The organism is Flavihumibacter cheonanensis (assembly GCF_022352215.1).
GTDB classification, from domain to species: Bacteria; Bacteroidota; Bacteroidia; order Chitinophagales; family Chitinophagaceae; genus Flavihumibacter; species Flavihumibacter cheonanensis.
On the sequence record NZ_JAKRWF010000001.1, the window covers coordinates 1,235,398 to 1,251,448 of the forward strand.

Genomic DNA, 16,051 nt, shown 5'->3' on the forward strand with positions numbered 1-16,051 from the left:
TTTATCAAACAAATATGAATACAACCGCTTCACTGCAACAAATGAAAGAACTGCGCTTACATGGCATGGCACATACGTACGGCCAGCAACTGGAACTACCCATCCATCAACAACTTGATGCTCATGAACTGGTTGGTCAGCTCCTGAAAAGTGAACAACCCTTCCTGCAGCAGGAGAAAACCGCCTATTACCTCAAGCTGGCTAAACTCAGGCTCCCCGCAATCCCGGAACAGTTCAGCTGCTCCGCAGCCAGGAACCTAACCAAGCAACAACTGGCCACCTTACTTCCTCATTTTGTCACAGGCATGCCTTATGGGCATGAAAACAACCTACTATAGCATGAACCGGTTCATCGAGAAAATCACGCTCTCAAAACTGGCTGGATCTTACCTTAAACTGCTGAACCACCTGGAACGCCAGATATTGCTTATACTCGACTACTTTGGACTGCAACCCATGCAACAGGATGTAAAGCTCGCTTTGCTGCAGATCCTGGAAGAACACCATGGCAAACATGCAACACTAATAACCCCACAGTTACCTTTAAGCGCCTGGCACGAGTATATCAACGAACCTACGATTGCTGATGCCATAATGGACAGATTGACAGCCAAAGCAAATCGGATAGAATTGAAAGGCGACTCCTTGAGGAGAAAAAAATAACAAGGTATCGCTTAAGATAAATACTTTTGAATCCTACAACTGCTCTTTACATTACTGCACTTTTAGGCCCTATGAAAAAGGGGGTCAACATCACCCGGAATACCGGGGTCAAGATCATCGGAATTTACAAGCAGATATTGTTTTTAAATTGTCTATAGTAGGTGTCTGTGGGTAAGCGCCTCGCTCTGTTTGTATTTGTATTTTTCTCTCTGATTTAGGTTTCGGCGATTGCTCAAGGTTAATAATTGAGTTGACGACACACTCTAACAGTAGCAGTAAAACATCTTCTGATGTCAGGTCAACTTGTTCTACAATATTTTTAACTGGAACTATCATTTGAGGTTTTTTTCAGTATTACGACCTACGAACAGGGCTTTGTGCAGTAGCGGTATTCCGTGTTCCGTCTACCGACAACTGCAGCTCAAAAATGGTTTGCTGATGAAATTAAATTCTTTTGTTCAACAGCGTTGGGTCAGCCGAAACTTCTAATGAATAGCGAAACAAAAGCTGATGCTACGTTTCGTCTGCCGCTATTGTACACCCCCCCTGTTGTACGTTCGCCCTTCTGTCGGGTGTGTCACTTGAAACACTATGTCCTACAAGAGCAGGGTGTGTCACCTTGTGCGTTGGCTTGCAAGCTCTTTTGCAATTTTAGCCTTATGTGTCGGCTTGGTGTGAATTGCAAATGTGCTTGCAAAAGCTTGGGTGTCACAAATCTTTCTGTTTCCACCAAGGCTCTTCTTGGTTATTCTTTTTAATCTGCGTTTGTTTTGCTTTGTTTTGTCTGTCGTTTTGCTTTGTATTTGTCTGCTGTTGACTTGATAAGTATTTAATGAAATACAAGCCTGTTCCAGGGATGCCCAAACTAATATACTTTCCGCCATCAGGTGAAACGCCTAATCTAATGCCTGGTATTCCCCAACTTGCACCAACTCCTTTTTTGGAAATAGTAGTCCTTACTGGACCAAACCGAAACATTTTTCTAAACCTCCAACTCATGATTTGAAAGCATTTGAAATCCATGCACCAATAACTCCTCCAATGATAGCACCTACAAACCATAACTTTCCTTTTGTAGCTGCGCCAAGTAATGCTGCTCCGATAATTGCAAAAATAACTGGCACGACACATCCACTATTGTCACTTGAACTACTACTACTTGAAGTTGTTTTAGTTGGCTGATTACTGGTGTTTGAATAGGTTGGCGGTTTGTAAGTATTTCTTGTTGCAGGTTTAGACGTGGTTTGCGGTGTTGAAACAACTGGTTTTGGTGGTGTATAAACGGGTTTATGTTTATACAAGTCGTTGAAAATGTCTGCTTCTTTGTCAATTACTTTTTTAGGTGGTGTTGTAGTTGTTACAGTTGTTTTAGGCGTTGCAGGTGCAGGTTTGAATTTCAATCTGTGATTAGCTTCCGTTTCGCTATTCAATATTTGTATTTGAGATGGCAGCTCAATTATCATTTGTGGTTTATTACTGTAGCTGCTTATTACTCCTGTAACGCTAACCCATTTGCCAACTAAAGAACTGGGCGATAATCCTTTTGCTGTTAAAGCTGAAATACCTTCTGACCAAATCACAAGTGTAAATGTTTGACTTGGATATAAACCAAAATTCAAGAACATGTAAGGTGAACCACTATAAGTACTCCCTGAAAATTTTCCCGAAATCTTTCCAACCACTTCTATCTTTTCTCCAAAATGTTCTAAGAGACTTCCCTTTTTTGTTGCATCAATTATTTCGTATTGACTTCTTGTGATTGAAATTGTTCCTGCAGCATTTTTATTGTAGGAAAAGCTGCCTGATAAAAATTCTTTAAGAGAAGGTATTTTTTCAAACTCCAAATGACAGCAGCCAACCAATCTTTCAACTAAAGGCTTTAGTTCTGGTATTGCTGATAAATCCTTTATTAGCGATGAGTTTTGTAAATCGGCAAAGTCTTGGCTTTTGAAAAGAATGTTCTCACTGTTGTCATACTTCTTCCAAAGATTTGGATTAATAGAAATAGCTTTTAAGCCAACGTAGATAACATTAGCTGAAAACCTATCTATGTACTGATTATAATGAGAAGCAGAACGTTTAGGGTGCTGATAATTTATGTGACCTATCTCATTTGTCTTGAGTGAGGCTAATTCAGGAAAATACATTCCATCATAATCAATCAAATAAAGCTTGTCATTCTTTACGATTATATTTCCATGTTGCAAGTCGCCATGAGCAATTCCAAACCTTTCTAACTCACTGATTAGATTTGTAAAGTCGGCTAATAGTTTTTCAATCTTTGCCTTTTGGTTGTAAACCTTGCTTAAATAAATATTTAAAGGCTCTCCTTCTAACCAAAGCATTTTGATTATCGGGTATCCTTTACCATTTACTTTTATTCCTTCCGATAAATATTTTGCTTCAACGAAGTATTGAGAACCGTTTTTGGCTAAAAAGTTTCCAATTGCCTGATACCTTCTTTGCAAATCCTGTATATCTCTGTGAAAGCATCGTACAGCCCAACCTTTCTGATGATTTGCAAGTTTATAAGTTATGGTGAACCCACCTGAATAGGGTTTTGGTAAACCTAAAGGAGTAGTTTCAACCTGACTACTCTTTAAATCAAGGTCTGTAAAAGCGATTTTAGGATTTTGAACCGCAACATTATATTCATCACCTCTTGGAAGCAGCATTACTGAAAGTTTATGACTATTAACGTCACGTCGTCATTTTTGATTTCACTCTCCTGTCGTTTGTTGTTAAGCCAATTTTGGAAGTCGGTTTTATAATCCTCAAAAGATAAAAGACATTGTAAACTGTTCCAAGGCTTATCGCCTTTTTCTGTTCGTTTAAGTACCCACGCTGCTATTGCATCTGTTGCAAGAATTATAGTATCATCAGGAAGAATTTCGCCTTTATAATATTTCAATTGCGTTTCTACTCCGTTCTGGTATTTTGAATTACTTGAAAGCAGATGTGGTGTGTTCCCAAATTCTTCTGCTTTCAACATAGGAAAAGACAGCATCAGTTCATTTCCTCTTACCTGAAACAATGTGCAGTCTCCAATAGCCACAGAATTAAAAATAAATTCTTCTCTGTTTATTGTGACGCCAAGAAATGCTGCAAACGCCCCAATCTCTGCCTTTTGTTGAGCATACCAAGGCAATTCAATAGCGGTAGCTATTGATTGCCACGATTTGGATGCCTTGTCCAACGTAGAACCAAAATGGTCTTGCTCAAAAGAGTTGTCTTTATAATAAGTAACTAAGAGATCAGACCATTCTTTTGAAAATGAAGTTTCAGTAGCGCCATCCGAAATAGCAAACCGTAAAAGAGTTTCATCGGCATTGCTGGGAGTTAAAAGATTGTCTTCGTTTTCATCTGCCGTATTTCCAAATTTTGACGTAGTAATACTCTTAAAATTGCACTTTAACATTTATCGTAATTGAAGACTTGGTCTTGTTCCAATTTCTATCGCTGTGATAATTAAATCAATGTCACCATTCAAAACGAATGCTTTTGCACCATCTGAAAGGCTTAGACCAAATTCATGTGCAGCTACATTACGCATGAAACTTGGAAGAGATGAAGCTCCATTAAAAAGCTTTTCTGCATATTGGTCTGGAAGCGTTGTTTCAGGACCTGGAAAAGAAATTGCGTTAGTGCTTCTTGCATTAGTGTGTAGGTTGAATAGAATTACATTTCCATCATTAGATGACTGTCTTGTTAATCTGTTCATTTCTTGCGTAGGGTCACCATCAGTACTTTCTCCATCAGTAATGTGAATTACAACTGGGGGAAAACAATGAGGATTAGAACTTAACCAATCTTCAATGATGCTGTTAGCCTGTTTGAATGCCTCTGTCATTGGTGTGCCTCCACTTGCGGTAGGGTCAAACCAAATGGGGAATTTAATGCTTGTATCAACAAGCCCTCCTGCTCCGTCTGATACCTTTTTAGTTCTTTCCTCAATTCTTGCAGGATTATCTGCGATTTCAGAGATAGGAACAAGTTTTTTGTTTGAAAGAGCTCCTCCAAATGCTGGCTTCACTCCATTAGCTCCGTATCCAAGTACGCCAACATGATAGTAGTCTCTCACTCCTTCTGATTTTGCACATTTTATTACAAGCTGTTGAAGCATTCGGTTGATGACGTCGGCAAGTGCTTCAGATTTGGGTTTGCCAACACTTACATAATTGTCAGACATAGAACCTGACTGGTCAATTACGAAAAGAAAACAACTAGGATTTGTTCTACTAATTTCTGCTGTGTATGCCATTTCAGTTTTGGTTTTAAGATTGGGTTGTGAATATAAGGTTTTAGAATTTGTCGGACTGTCTCCCTGTGCGTCGGCGCAAAAGCAAATGTGGTGCATTAGCATCGCCTTGTGTGTTGGCTTGCACCTCTTTTGCTTTTGCTGAAGCGTTGGCAGTTGGGGTCGTCGTCCTGTTTGCCAGAACTTGCAGGGTGTGTCAAACAGGGTGACGTACAACACATTTGTTTACGCAATTAGATGTGCAAATCGATAATAAATACTCAAAACTAATTGCATTCTTCGCGTTCAGATTGATTGAATGTGTGTCAATACATTGTTTGAAATATTAAGACTGAAACTTACCCTTTCGTTTAAACGGATTTCTCTTAAAGACTTGAATCCCCCCCATTGCTTCGCCACATGAGTCCCATGGCTGGGAATCACAGGACAAGTAACACCAATATAATAATTCTTAAACAGTTTCGCTTACGGGAAACCGTAATTTGTAAATTTTGAGTTGGGAAACCAGGCTGGAGCGGTTGCTGAACGGTTCACTGACGGTTGAAGAACGGTGATGGAACGGTGAAACAACGGTGGTTGAACGATGCCGGAACGGTGACACAACGCTTGCAAATACCCGAATGGACGATCAAACATACCCGAACGGTATAATCAAAAAGTCCGCAAAGGTAGTTTCACCTATACGGACTTTCTTCTTTTCTGAGGTCCCGAGCAGATTCGAACTGCTGTAGAAGCTTTTGCAGAGCTCTGCCTAACCACTCGGCCACAGGACCATTTTTGAATCGGGCACGAATGTAGGATTTTTATACATTCGTTACAAATTCCACCATAAAAAATTCTTTCTAATAACGCCACCGAATGAAACCTATTGCCCCCTCCGAATTAATTATTACCAACCGCGGCGCAATCTATCACCTCGACCTCCACCCCGATGAGCTCGCCCCTATCGTGCTCACGGTTGGTGATCCCGATCGCGTCAAGGTAGTCAGCAAATATTTTGACAAAATCGAGGTTCAAAGACAGCACCGAGAATTTGTCACCCATACCGGCACCCTCGGCAAGAAACGCATCTCGGTTGTCTCCACCGGCATCGGCCCAGATAATATAGATATCGTGCTCAATGAACTCGATGCCCTGGTCAATATCGATTTCTCTACCCGTACCATTAAACCCAACTTATCCAGCCTCTCCATCCTGCGGCTCGGTACCAGTGGTTCCCTCCAGGCCGATATCCCGGTCGACTCCTTTGTGGCCGGCACCCATGGCCTCGGGCTCGATAACCTCCTGCACTTCTATCGCCTCGAACAAAATGAAGAGGAACAGGAACTGCTCCAGTCCTTCCTTACCCAAACCCAGATCCACCATTCCATCACCCAGCCCTATATTTCCGCCGCTGCCCCTTCCCTGCTCAAACATTTTACCGAGGGTTATCACCAGGGTATCACTGTTACCTGTCCCGGCTTCTATGGTCCCCAGGGCAGAATCCTCCGCCTCGGCCTGGCTGCCCCCCAACTGGTAGATCGCCTCACAGATTTTCAGTACGGTCAGCATAGGATCACTAACTTTGAAATGGAAACCTCCGCCATCTATGGGTTGAGTCGTTTACTGGGGCACCATTGCCTGAGCCTCAATGTAATCGTCGCCAACCGGGTCAACAAAACCTTTTCATTAGATGGACAGGCAGCCGTAGAAAAATTGATTGTGCGCTCACTTGAAATTATCGCTGGTACTTAACCCCATGGAGATCAACTTCTATAAATATCAGGGCACGGGTAATGATTTTGTCATCCTCGATAACCGCGAGGGTGTTTACAACCACCTTACCCAGGAACAGATCCACTTTCTCTGCGATCGCCGCTTTGGCATCGGTGCCGATGGCCTCATGCTGCTTAATGCCGCCAACGGCTACGATTTTGAAATGAAATATTTCAATGCCGATGGCCGCGAAAGCACCATGTGTGGTAATGGGGGCCGCTGCCTTACCATGTTCGCCTACCACCAGGGTATTGTGCGTACGGTTTATAAATTCATTGCGATCGACGGTCCGCATGAAGCAGAGATCGATGCACGCGGACTGGTTCGCCTCAAAATGCAGGATGTGCCTTCCATTGAGGAGAGCGCCGGCGATTATATCCTCAATACCGGTTCCCCGCATTATGTGAAAATGGTTAATCGCCTCGATGAATACAATGCTTTCACGAAGGGGCGGGAGATCCGCAACAAGGAAGCCTTCCAGCCCTCCGGTATCAATGTCAATTTTGTAGAGGTGGAAGATGAACACGAAATCGCGGTACGCACCTATGAACGCGGCGTAGAGGATGAAACCCTGAGCTGTGGCACCGGTGTTACGGCCAGCGCCCTGGTGAATTACCACAATGAACAGGGCTTTAATGAGGTCACGGTGCAAACCCGCGGCGGCAAACTCTCTGTTGAATTTGATCGCAATCCCAATGGCGCCTATTCCAATATCTGGTTGGTTGGTCCCGCCGAAAAAGTATTTACCGGTACCCTTTTACTTCCCTAAAAAACGAGCGGAGTGATTCAATACTTCAAAAATATCAACCATCAGACTGTATCGATCCACAAACCAGAAGATGGCGTTTGGGTGAATGTGCTCCCGCCACTGAAACAGGAAGAGTTTACCGAGCTCTCGGAGGAACTGGATATTCCCCTCGACTTCCTGACCGACTCCCTGGATATCGATGAACGTACCCGCTTCGAGGAAGAGGACAATGTGAAGCTGATTGTGATCAAAACCCCTACGGAGAACAATTCCTTCAACGACAGCGATGCCTTTTATATCACTATCCCGATCTGTATTATCCTTACCCACAACCAGATCGTTACGGTGAACTCCTTTGAGAACGATGCCATCAAGAAATTCCTGAATACCTTCCAGAATCGCCATCCCGATAACCGGAAAATGATGGTGCTCAAGATCATCGAGAAAGTGGTGCAGAACTATATGGAATTCCTCAAGGAAATCAACCACAAGCGCAACCTGCTGGAACAAAAACTCTACGATGCCAACCGGAACGAGGAACTGCTCCAGCTCATGCGGATCCAGAAAAGCCTGGTGTATTTTGTGACCGCCCTGCGCAGCAACGAACTCCTGCTGATCAAACTGGAACGCACCAATTTCATGGGCCTCAATGAAGAGGAACGCGAATTCCTGAACGATTTAATTGTAGACAATTCCCAGGCCCTGGAAATGGCGAATATTTATACCAATATCCTTTCCAGTACCCTGGATGCGTTTGCCAGTATCATCGCCAATAACCAGAACGAAGTGTTGAAGCGCCTTTCGGTGATCACCATCACCCTGAGTTTCCCGGTACTGGTGGCCAGTATCTATGGGATGAATGTGCCCATCCCCTACGCCAATTCGCCCTTCGCTTTTTATATTCCGGTCTTTTTGTCCCTGGCGATTTCCCTGGTCATCGGCTGGTTCTTTCTCAAGAAAAAATTATTCTGATCTATGTTTACGATTCGGGTTTATGGTATTCTTTTAAATGAGCTAAACCAGGTATTGGTGAGTGATGAAAAGATTCGCGGCGATTTTTTTACCAAATTCCCTGGGGGCGGACTCGAATTTGGAGAAGGCACCCGCGATTGCCTGCGCCGTGAATTCCTGGAAGAGATGAATCTCAAGGTAGAAGTGGGGGATCATATTTATACCACCGACTTTTACCAGATGAGTGCGTTCAATCCCACCCAGCAGATCATTTCCATTTATTATTATGCCAAAGCCCTGGAGCCGATTGCGGTGCCCCTTCGCCTGACGCCTTTTGAATTTGATGAGGACCAGCACAAGCTCTATGAAACCACCCAGGAGATTGAATCCTTCCGGTTTATCGACTGGGACCAGTTTGGTGAAGACGCTGTACACTTACCGATCGATAAAGTTGTGGCCAAACTGTTAAAAAATGGCGGAATCCCTGTGTAACCTACTGATAAGCAAGGATATAACAAGTTACACAAAGGTTTCAGATAAAAATCCTTTATTGTATCTTTGCACCCAAATAAAAGTATAAGCATGTCTACTGTCACAAAATCAGTTATTGATTTTACTCTTCCCTATAAAGTGGCGGATATCAGCCTGGCTGAATGGGGACGTAAAGAAATCCGTTTAGCCGAAGCTGAAATGCCCGGTTTAATGGCATTGAGAGAAGAATACGGCGCCAGCCAGCCCCTGAAAGGTGCGCGCATTGCCGGTTGTTTGCACATGACCATTCAAACGGCTGTGTTGATTGAAACCCTGGTTGCCCTGGGTGCGGAAGTGAAATGGAGTTCTTGTAATATCTTCTCTACACAGGACCATGCCGCTGCTGCTATTGCTGCTGCCGGTATTGGTGTTTATGCCTGGAAAGGCCAGACCCTCGAAGAAGCAGACTGGTGCATTGAGCAGACCCTGTTCTTCGGTAGTCCCGAGCGTCCGTTGAATATGATCCTCGACGATGGTGGTGATCTGACCAATATCGTATTTGATAAATATCCCGAGCTGATTCAGCATATCAAGGGACTGAGTGAAGAAACTACTACTGGTGTGCATCGTCTGTATGAGCGCATGGCCAATGGCACCCTTCCTGTTCCTGCTTTCAACGTGAACGATTCTGTTACCAAGAGCAAGTTCGACAACAAATATGGTTGTAAAGAATCATTGGTGGATGCTATTCGTCGCGCTACTGATATCATGCTGGCCGGTAAGGTAGCTGTGGTTGGTGGTTACGGTGATGTAGGTAAGGGTTCTGCTGCTTCCCTGGCTGGTGCCGGTTGCCGCGTAATCGTTACAGAAATTGATCCGATCTGTGCCCTGCAGGCTGCGATGGATGGTTTCGAAGTGAAGAAGATGATTGATGCTGTGAAAGAAGCTGATATTGTTGTTACTGCTTCCGGTTGTCGTGATCTGATCACTGGCGAACATTTCAAACTGATGAAGGACAAAGCGATCGTTTGTAATATCGGTCACTTTGATATCGAAATTGATGTGGCCTGGTTGAACGACAATTACGGTCATACCAAAGACACCATCAAACCCCAGGTTGATATCTACAATGTAGATGGTAAAGACATCATCCTGTTGGCTGAAGGTCGCCTCGTAAACCTGGGTTGCGCTACTGGTCACCCCAGCTTTGTAATGAGTAACTCTTTCACCAACCAGACCCTGGCTCAGATTGAACTCTGGACCAATACCAGTGCCTACGAAAACAAAGTGTATGTGTTGCCGAAGCACCTGGATGAGAAAGTAGCTCGTCTGCACCTGGCGAAAATTGGAGTGGTATTGGATGAGTTGACTACTGCTCAGTCTGAGTACCTGGGTATTCCAAAAGAAGGTCCGTTTAAGCCGGAAATGTATCGTTATTAATAGTTGAAGGTTATCGCAATAAAAAAATCCTGGTCTTGTACCAGGATTTTTTATTTGTCTTACTTACCCAATGTTTTAGCTTCTTTAGCGATGCAGTCTGCCATCTTCATGAGCAGATCCTGCTCTTCCGGCCGCAAACTTACAATGGTTTTTTTATCGTTGCGATCACTGAAACTGATGGTGACTACTTTTTTGGTAGCCAGTTTGGTGAGGTTGGCCGGCGTGAATTGTCCGCCACGTAGTATGATGTGAAAAAATCCATTGCAATTATCGCCGCCGGTATTTCTGATTTCCATTTTCTGTTTGCCACCTTCGAATACAAAGAGGGCCTCGGATTCTTCACCAATACAGTTGGCAGCCGGATTGTTGATGATGAAAAAGAGATCAAATTCTTTACCATTGGCATCGATATTCAATTGCACGTTTTGCAGTTGTACGAAACCGGTAGAAAGTTTGGGTGCATTGCTGAATTCATCGTTGCCTATGATGAGTTTGCAATCGGATTGTTGTGCGCTGAGGGTATTGCCTGCTAGTACAAATAAAATTCCGAAGAGTATATTTCGCATACGGTTGGATTTCTGTTGCTTTTGGGGTCAAGTTAAGAAAATAGCCAGTAATTTTCAGGCTTAAACAGTTTTGAAATGGTTAAAGGTTATGGATTGCTGGGCCTGCTGTTGCTGGCAGTTGCTTCTTTTGCGCAGGTTGCAGAACCGGCATTGATTCCGGTTCCGGTGGAAGCAAGGTACAGTGCAGGTAGGTATAGTTTGCCTGCTACTCTCAATGTTTCTTTTGATGCAGGGATTAAGGATAAAAGCTTTTTGCTGCAGCAGTTGGGCGCTAAATTCTCTACGGCAGCGGGGATCAGTGTAAAAGAAAGTTCGGCCGACCAGGCGCAGCTCCAGATTAAACTAACCAAATCAGCTGGTTCTCCGGAGTCCTATCAGTTAACTGTAAATGAGAAGGGCGTGTTGATTGAAGCCCCTTCTTCAGCGGGATTATTCTATGGTTTGCAAACGCTCTGGCAATTATTACCGCCTGCTATTGAAGGCAAATCAAAAGTAACTGGTGTAAATTATTGGTCGCTCCCCTATTGCAGCATCAAAGATGCGCCCCGTGTTGGCTGGCGCGGACTGATGCTGGATGTGGCTCGCCATTTCTTCACCAAGCAGCAGGTGAAGGATTTCATCGATCATATGGCGGCCTACAAATACAATCGTCTGCACCTGCATTTAACCGACGACCAGGGCTGGCGTTTAGAAATTAAGGCCCTGCCGAAGTTAACGGAAGTAGGTGCTTTCAGAGGTGAACGTACTGGCCGTTGGGGAGAGTTCGGCAAGCAGGATCCTAAAGAAGCTAAGACCTATGGAGGTTTTTATACCCAGGAAGATATCAAGGAACTGCTGGCTTATGCAGCAGCGCGACATATTTCCATTCTGCCGGAGATTGATATACCGGGGCATAGCATGGCGATCTTAGCTGCTTACCCAGACCTTAGTTGTACTCCCGGCACCGAATACCAGGTGAATGGCGGCGATCGGTTTATGCACTGGCCCGGTGGTGGCAAGTTTTACAGTGATATCGATAATAATTTATGTCCGGCTAATGAAAGAGTCTACGCCCTCCTGGATACCATCTTCACAGAAGTAGCAGCCCTCTTCCCGATGGAATACATCCACATGGGTGGTGATGAAGCCTACAAGGGCTGGTGGGAGAAATCGCCGGCAATAAAAGCCCTCATGCAGCGCGAAAAACTGAAAGACATGCACGAAGTGCAGAGTTATTTTGTGAAGCGCGTGGGCAAGATCATCGCCTCCAAGGGCAAGAAGATGATGGGCTGGGATGAGATCATGGAAGGCGGACTCGCACCTGGTGCGGCAGTAATGAGCTGGCAGGGTGAGAAAGGAGGCATAACAGCTTCCAAAATGAAACATCCGGTGGTGATGTCTCCCAATAGTTATACCTATGTGGATTTGTACCAGGGTGATCCACTGTCGGAGCCGCCTACCTATGGCATGCTGCGGTTGAAAAAAACCTATGAATTCAACCCAGTTCCGGAGGGCGCTGATCCGGCTTATGTATTAGGCGGACAAGCCAATCTCTGGAGTGAACGCTTGCATACGGTACGGCATGCTGAGTACATGTTATGGCCTCGAGCTTTTGCGGTGGCGGAATCAGTTTGGAGTCCGCAGCAGAAAAAAGACTGGACCAGTTTTGTGAACAGAATAGAAAAACATTTTGATCGCTTTGACCAGGCAGGCATCAATTATTCCACCAGTATGTATGACCCCATAGTTTCAGTGCGTTTGAAGGATACGTCTGTGGAAGTAAGCATGCAAACAGAAGTACCCAATCTGAACATTCATTACAGTTTTGATGAATTTCCGCCCGATAATTATTATCCGGAATACAAGAGTCCGATTGTTTTTCCTGCTGGTGCCAGCACCTTGCGCGTTCAAACTTATCGCAATGGAAAACCAATTGGCAAGCTGATGATCTTACCACTCGCAGACCTGAGAAAACGCATTCGCAAATAATCAGGCTTCGAACTGGAATTTTACCAGTCGCCAGAATTGGTCGAGTGCAATGAGGCGCGCTTTGAAAAAGCTGATCAGCTCGGGCCAGTCTGCTTTGTTCAGCACGGAAGCGCGTTCAAGGCTTACGAAAATGCGACTGATTTCCTGTCCGGTTTGATTGTAGGTTATTGGCTCCCAGCTCCAGTCCTCAAAGACCGTAGTTTCGTTTAAAATGCCCTGCAATTGCTGCAACTGTTCATACACCTGCAGGCGGGCTACAGGATCCGGATCTGTTAATACGATGCCAATACTGGCACCCCGGTTTGGGGTATCCATGCGAATATGAATATGTTTGACACCGGTTTTGTAATTGATCCAGTTCTGCGGTTCGGCATCCGCCGATAAAACCGGTGCCATATAAGCCCCAAATGCAGTGTAGAATGCCTGTCGCAGTGCCGATGCTTCCTGTTTTGAATACATGCGGCAAAAATAAATGCGGAAATGGGGAAAAAAAGCAGGAAATTAGCAGGGTGTTAGAAATACTTAGCACGGGAATTGCTTACTGAAATCATATGCAGCAGATACAATTTGTGAAAAATATTCAATTCACCCGTCTGATCAAGGCGGATGGCCGCCTACGTGAATTCAATTTCAGAAAAATGAGGGTGTTGCAGGAAACCTTGTTTTCCATTGATGTGGTAGATGATCGCGGCAACCGGATCATGTTCCGCATGCGCAAGGACGACCAGCACTGGACCATCATACCTCAACCCCTTCCTCAATGGATTACCGACCAGGAAAAACGCATGAGCGAGATGATTGAAGAGGAATTGGCCTAAGTTTTATAACTTTCCAGTCTGCAAATCACAAATACAAGCAATGGCTGGAATCCTGGACCTGGTAGGGAATACTCCCCTCGTTGAACTGAAGCACGTTATCGTTAATCCCAATGTAACCATCCTCGCCAAACTCGAAGGCAACAACCCGGGTGGCAGTGTGAAAGACAGAGCCGCCTATGGCATGATCAAGGGTGCACTCGACCGTGGAGAAATAAAACCCGGCATCAAATTAATTGAAGCAACCAGTGGTAACACCGGTATTGCACTGGCTATGATTGCCAGTTTATTCAATGTAGAGATTGAACTCGTGATGCCCGAAGATGCCACGCGTGAACGCGTGCTGGGCATGGAAGCCTTTGGTGCCAAAGTGATTCTTACCCCCAAAGAAAAATCTATGGAAGGCGCGATTGATTATGCCAATGCGCGCGTAGCAGAAGGTGGTTACCTAATGTTGAATCAGTTCGCCAATCCGGATAATTACAATATGCATTATCGCACTACCGGTCCGGAGATCTGGAGAGATACCAATGGTACCGTAACGCATTTTGTTTCCGCGATGGGCACTACCGGTACCATCATGGGGGTTTCAAGATATCTGAAAGAACAAAATCCCGCTGTACAGATAGTAGGTTGTCAGCCTACAGATGGTTCAAGAATTCCCGGCATCCGCAAATGGCCGGAAGCCTATCTGCCTAAAATCTTTGATCGCAGCCGAGTGGATCGCATCATTGAATTAGCAGAAACAGATGCGCGTAAAATGGCCATCCGCCTGGCACGAGAAGAAGCCATCTTCAGTGGCATGAGTAGTGGTGGTGCAGTACATGCGGCCATTGAATTATCCAAAGAAATAAACGCTGGTGTTATTGTTTGTATCATCTGCGATCGGGGCGATCGTTATCTCTCATCTGATCTCTTTGATAAGAAATGATTCGTTTTAAGGTAGAAAATCATAAAAGCAATATCGACGGTACCGGATGTTTTGCTGCGCAGCGCATTCCTGCCAGAAAAAAAATCGGTCAGTTGGGTGGTGAAATTGTTTCAGTGCGTGTAGCAAGACAACGCATCAAACAACAAAAGAAAGTGGCGATGGTGGAATTCGGCGATGGCTTTGCACTCGATGCCTCCATCAATGCCAATGCCCTACGTTTTGTGAATCATTCCTGCGCGCCGAATACCTACATGCGCTGCTGTTATCAGAAAGTAGAATTCTACAGCTTGAGGCCGATCAAAAAAGGCGAAGAACTCACCTGCAATTATGGCGAAACACATCACGAAGGAAAACGCCGCTGCACTTGTGGCGCACCCAATTGCATCGGAAAGATTTGAAGAATTAACATATCCACAATCTGTGTATAAGTAACTTTGTTTTTCCTTGAGGGAAACTTAAATTGTGAAACATAAACCTGTGTGCATTGACTGAAAAAATAATCAACCTCGAAACCGTTAACCCAATTGAATTCTTCGGTGTTAACAATGGTAAACTGGATATCCTAAAAAAGAAATTTCCTCTCCTCAAAATATTATCACGCGGAACTCAGATCAAATTAAGCGGCGCTCCTGAACAGGTAGATACAGCGAAAGAAAAAATTGATCTCATTGTGCAATACTTAGAGCGCAATGGCCACATGAGTGAAAATTATTTTGAGCAGATTTTAGGTGGCGATGATGCTGAGACTGTAGACAATTTTGTTGACCGCAATCCCAATGATATTCTGGTATTCGGTCCGAATGGAAAAACAGTGCGCGCGCGTACAGCCAACCAGAAGAAGATGGTGGTAGGTGCCGACAAGAATGATATCCTCTTTGCGATTGGTCCGGCTGGTACGGGTAAAACCTATACCGCAGTTGCCCTGGCAGTGCGTGCCTTGAAGAACAAGATCGTCAAGAAAATCATTCTGACCCGTCCGGCTGTGGAAGCGGGAGAAAGCCTGGGTTTCTTACCCGGTGATCTCAAAGAAAAGATCGACCCTTACTTACGCCCATTATACGATGCCCTGGATGATATGATTCCGGCAGACAAGCTTGGTTACTACATGAGTAACAGAACCATTGAGATTGCGCCCCTCGCCTACATGCGCGGACGTACACTCGACAATGCTTTCATAATTCTGGATGAAGCCCAGAATGCCACCGACCTGCAGCTCAAAATGTTTTTGACGCGGATTGGTGCCAATGCAAAAGCTATTATCACCGGCGATTTGACCCAGGTAGATCTTCCCAAGAATCAGAAAAGCGGACTGGAAAAAGCAGTCCGCATTCTGAAAAACGTGGATGGCATCTCCCATGTCGCCCTGGATGAGGAGGATGTGGTACGTCACCGCCTGGTGAAAGCCATTATCCGGGCTTATGACAGAGAAAAAGAGCGGGAACAGCAAGCTCAGTAAACCTTTGGGCGCCAGTTTCGCAACTGGCG

At 44.7% G+C, this 16,051-nt stretch carries 18 protein-coding genes and 1 tRNA gene; 12 read left to right on the forward strand and 7 right to left on the reverse strand.

The genetic code is table 11. The features are described from left to right. The first annotated feature begins 14 nt into the window (after positions 1-14). Both MD536_RS21915 and MD536_RS21920 read left to right on the forward strand, forming a co-directional pair. Positions 15-338 carry an ATP-binding protein gene (locus MD536_RS21915; RefSeq protein ID WP_262915898.1) on the forward strand — a complete coding sequence of 108 codons (324 nt, stop codon included), beginning with the start codon at positions 15-17 and terminating at the stop codon, positions 336-338. Beyond that, the gene (locus MD536_RS21920; protein ID WP_262915899.1) at positions 319-663 is read left to right on the forward strand and encodes an ATP-binding protein; all 345 of its coding nucleotides are present in this window, start codon (positions 319-321) and stop codon (positions 661-663) included. Before MD536_RS21915 ends, MD536_RS21920 begins: the two co-directional genes overlap by 20 nt. 708 nt (positions 664-1,371) lie before the next feature. On the opposite strand, the gene MD536_RS05445 is transcribed toward MD536_RS21920, so the two are convergent. From MD536_RS05445 to MD536_RS05465, 5 genes are all read right to left on the reverse strand, one after another. Next, positions 1,372-1,662 carry a DUF4236 domain-containing protein gene (locus MD536_RS05445; protein WP_239596530.1) on the reverse strand — a complete coding sequence of 97 codons (291 nt, stop codon included), beginning with the start codon at positions 1,660-1,662 and terminating at the stop codon, positions 1,372-1,374. Continuing rightward, positions 1,659-3,338, reverse strand: coding sequence for a hypothetical protein (locus tag MD536_RS05450; RefSeq protein WP_239596532.1), 1,680 nt, complete (start codon positions 3,336-3,338; stop codon positions 1,659-1,661). Before MD536_RS05450 ends, MD536_RS05445 begins: the two co-directional genes overlap by 4 nt. After that, positions 3,338-4,081, reverse strand: a complete 744-nt coding sequence (locus MD536_RS05455; protein WP_239596533.1) for a protein phosphatase 2C domain-containing protein — start codon at positions 4,079-4,081, stop codon at positions 3,338-3,340. Before MD536_RS05455 ends, MD536_RS05450 begins: the two co-directional genes overlap by 1 nt. Next, positions 4,082-4,924 (reverse strand): vWA domain-containing protein, encoded by an 843-nt coding sequence (locus tag MD536_RS05460; RefSeq protein WP_239596537.1) that lies wholly within the window; start codon positions 4,922-4,924, stop codon positions 4,082-4,084. It abuts the gene before it with no gap. A gap of 699 nt (positions 4,925-5,623) precedes the next feature. Further along, positions 5,624-5,694 (reverse strand) — tRNA-Cys (locus MD536_RS05465). 85 nt (positions 5,695-5,779) lie between these two features. On the opposite strand from MD536_RS05465, the gene MD536_RS05470 reads away from it, so the two are divergent. The 5 genes from MD536_RS05470 (at position 5,780) to ahcY (ending at position 10,286) form a co-directional block, all read left to right on the forward strand. After that, positions 5,780-6,655: a nucleoside phosphorylase gene (locus MD536_RS05470; protein WP_239596539.1), complete on the forward strand. Its 876-nt coding sequence runs from the start codon at positions 5,780-5,782 to the stop codon at positions 6,653-6,655. Further along, positions 6,633-7,445 (forward strand): diaminopimelate epimerase, encoded by an 813-nt coding sequence (gene dapF, locus MD536_RS05475; protein ID WP_239596540.1) that lies wholly within the window; start codon positions 6,633-6,635, stop codon positions 7,443-7,445. The genes MD536_RS05470 and dapF overlap by 23 nt, the downstream gene beginning before the upstream one ends. Positions 7,446-7,457: 12 nt before the next feature. After that, complete coding sequence (locus MD536_RS05480; RefSeq protein ID WP_239596545.1) at positions 7,458-8,396, forward strand: magnesium transporter CorA family protein; 939 nt, start codon at positions 7,458-7,460, stop codon at positions 8,394-8,396. 3 nt (positions 8,397-8,399) lie between these two features. Next, entirely contained in the window at positions 8,400-8,867 is a 468-nt protein-coding gene (locus MD536_RS05485) for an NUDIX hydrolase (protein ID WP_239596546.1), read from the forward strand. A 90-nt stretch (positions 8,868-8,957) separates the two neighbouring features. Next, complete coding sequence (gene ahcY / locus MD536_RS05490) at positions 8,958-10,286, forward strand: adenosylhomocysteinase (protein WP_239596547.1); 1,329 nt, start codon at positions 8,958-8,960, stop codon at positions 10,284-10,286. Positions 10,287-10,345: 59 nt separating this feature from the next. On the opposite strand, the gene MD536_RS05495 is transcribed toward ahcY, so the two are convergent. After that, positions 10,346-10,852 carry a hypothetical protein gene (locus MD536_RS05495; protein WP_239596548.1) on the reverse strand — a complete coding sequence of 169 codons (507 nt, stop codon included), beginning with the start codon at positions 10,850-10,852 and terminating at the stop codon, positions 10,346-10,348. A gap of 75 nt (positions 10,853-10,927) precedes the next feature. Here MD536_RS05495 and MD536_RS05500 point away from each other — a divergent pair, with 75 nt between their 5' ends. Next, positions 10,928-12,820: a beta-N-acetylhexosaminidase gene (locus tag MD536_RS05500; protein ID WP_239596549.1), complete on the forward strand. Its 1,893-nt coding sequence runs from the start codon at positions 10,928-10,930 to the stop codon at positions 12,818-12,820. Here MD536_RS05500 and MD536_RS05505 read toward each other — a convergent pair whose 3' ends face one another. Beyond that, the gene (locus tag MD536_RS05505; RefSeq protein WP_239596550.1) at positions 12,821-13,279 is read right to left on the reverse strand and encodes a DUF4268 domain-containing protein; all 459 of its coding nucleotides are present in this window, start codon (positions 13,277-13,279) and stop codon (positions 12,821-12,823) included. A gap of 92 nt (positions 13,280-13,371) precedes the next feature. Between MD536_RS05505 and MD536_RS05510 the strand changes: the two genes are divergently transcribed. The 4 genes from MD536_RS05510 to MD536_RS05525 all read left to right on the forward strand — a co-directional run bounded on the left by MD536_RS05510 (position 13,372) and on the right by MD536_RS05525 (position 16,022). Beyond that, positions 13,372-13,638 carry a hypothetical protein gene (locus MD536_RS05510; RefSeq protein WP_239596552.1) on the forward strand — a complete coding sequence of 89 codons (267 nt, stop codon included), beginning with the start codon at positions 13,372-13,374 and terminating at the stop codon, positions 13,636-13,638. Between the two features lie 40 nt (positions 13,639-13,678). Further along, a complete protein-coding gene (gene cysM, locus MD536_RS05515; RefSeq protein ID WP_239596554.1) occupies positions 13,679-14,566 on the forward strand; it encodes a cysteine synthase CysM in 888 nt (295 codons plus the stop codon). Next, positions 14,563-14,964 (forward strand): SET domain-containing protein, encoded by a 402-nt coding sequence (locus MD536_RS05520; protein WP_239596557.1) that lies wholly within the window; start codon positions 14,563-14,565, stop codon positions 14,962-14,964. Before cysM ends, MD536_RS05520 begins: the two co-directional genes overlap by 4 nt. Before the next feature lie 86 nt (positions 14,965-15,050). Then, positions 15,051-16,022: a PhoH family protein gene (locus MD536_RS05525; RefSeq protein WP_239596562.1), complete on the forward strand. Its 972-nt coding sequence runs from the start codon at positions 15,051-15,053 to the stop codon at positions 16,020-16,022. Positions 16,023-16,051 lie beyond the last annotated feature (29 nt).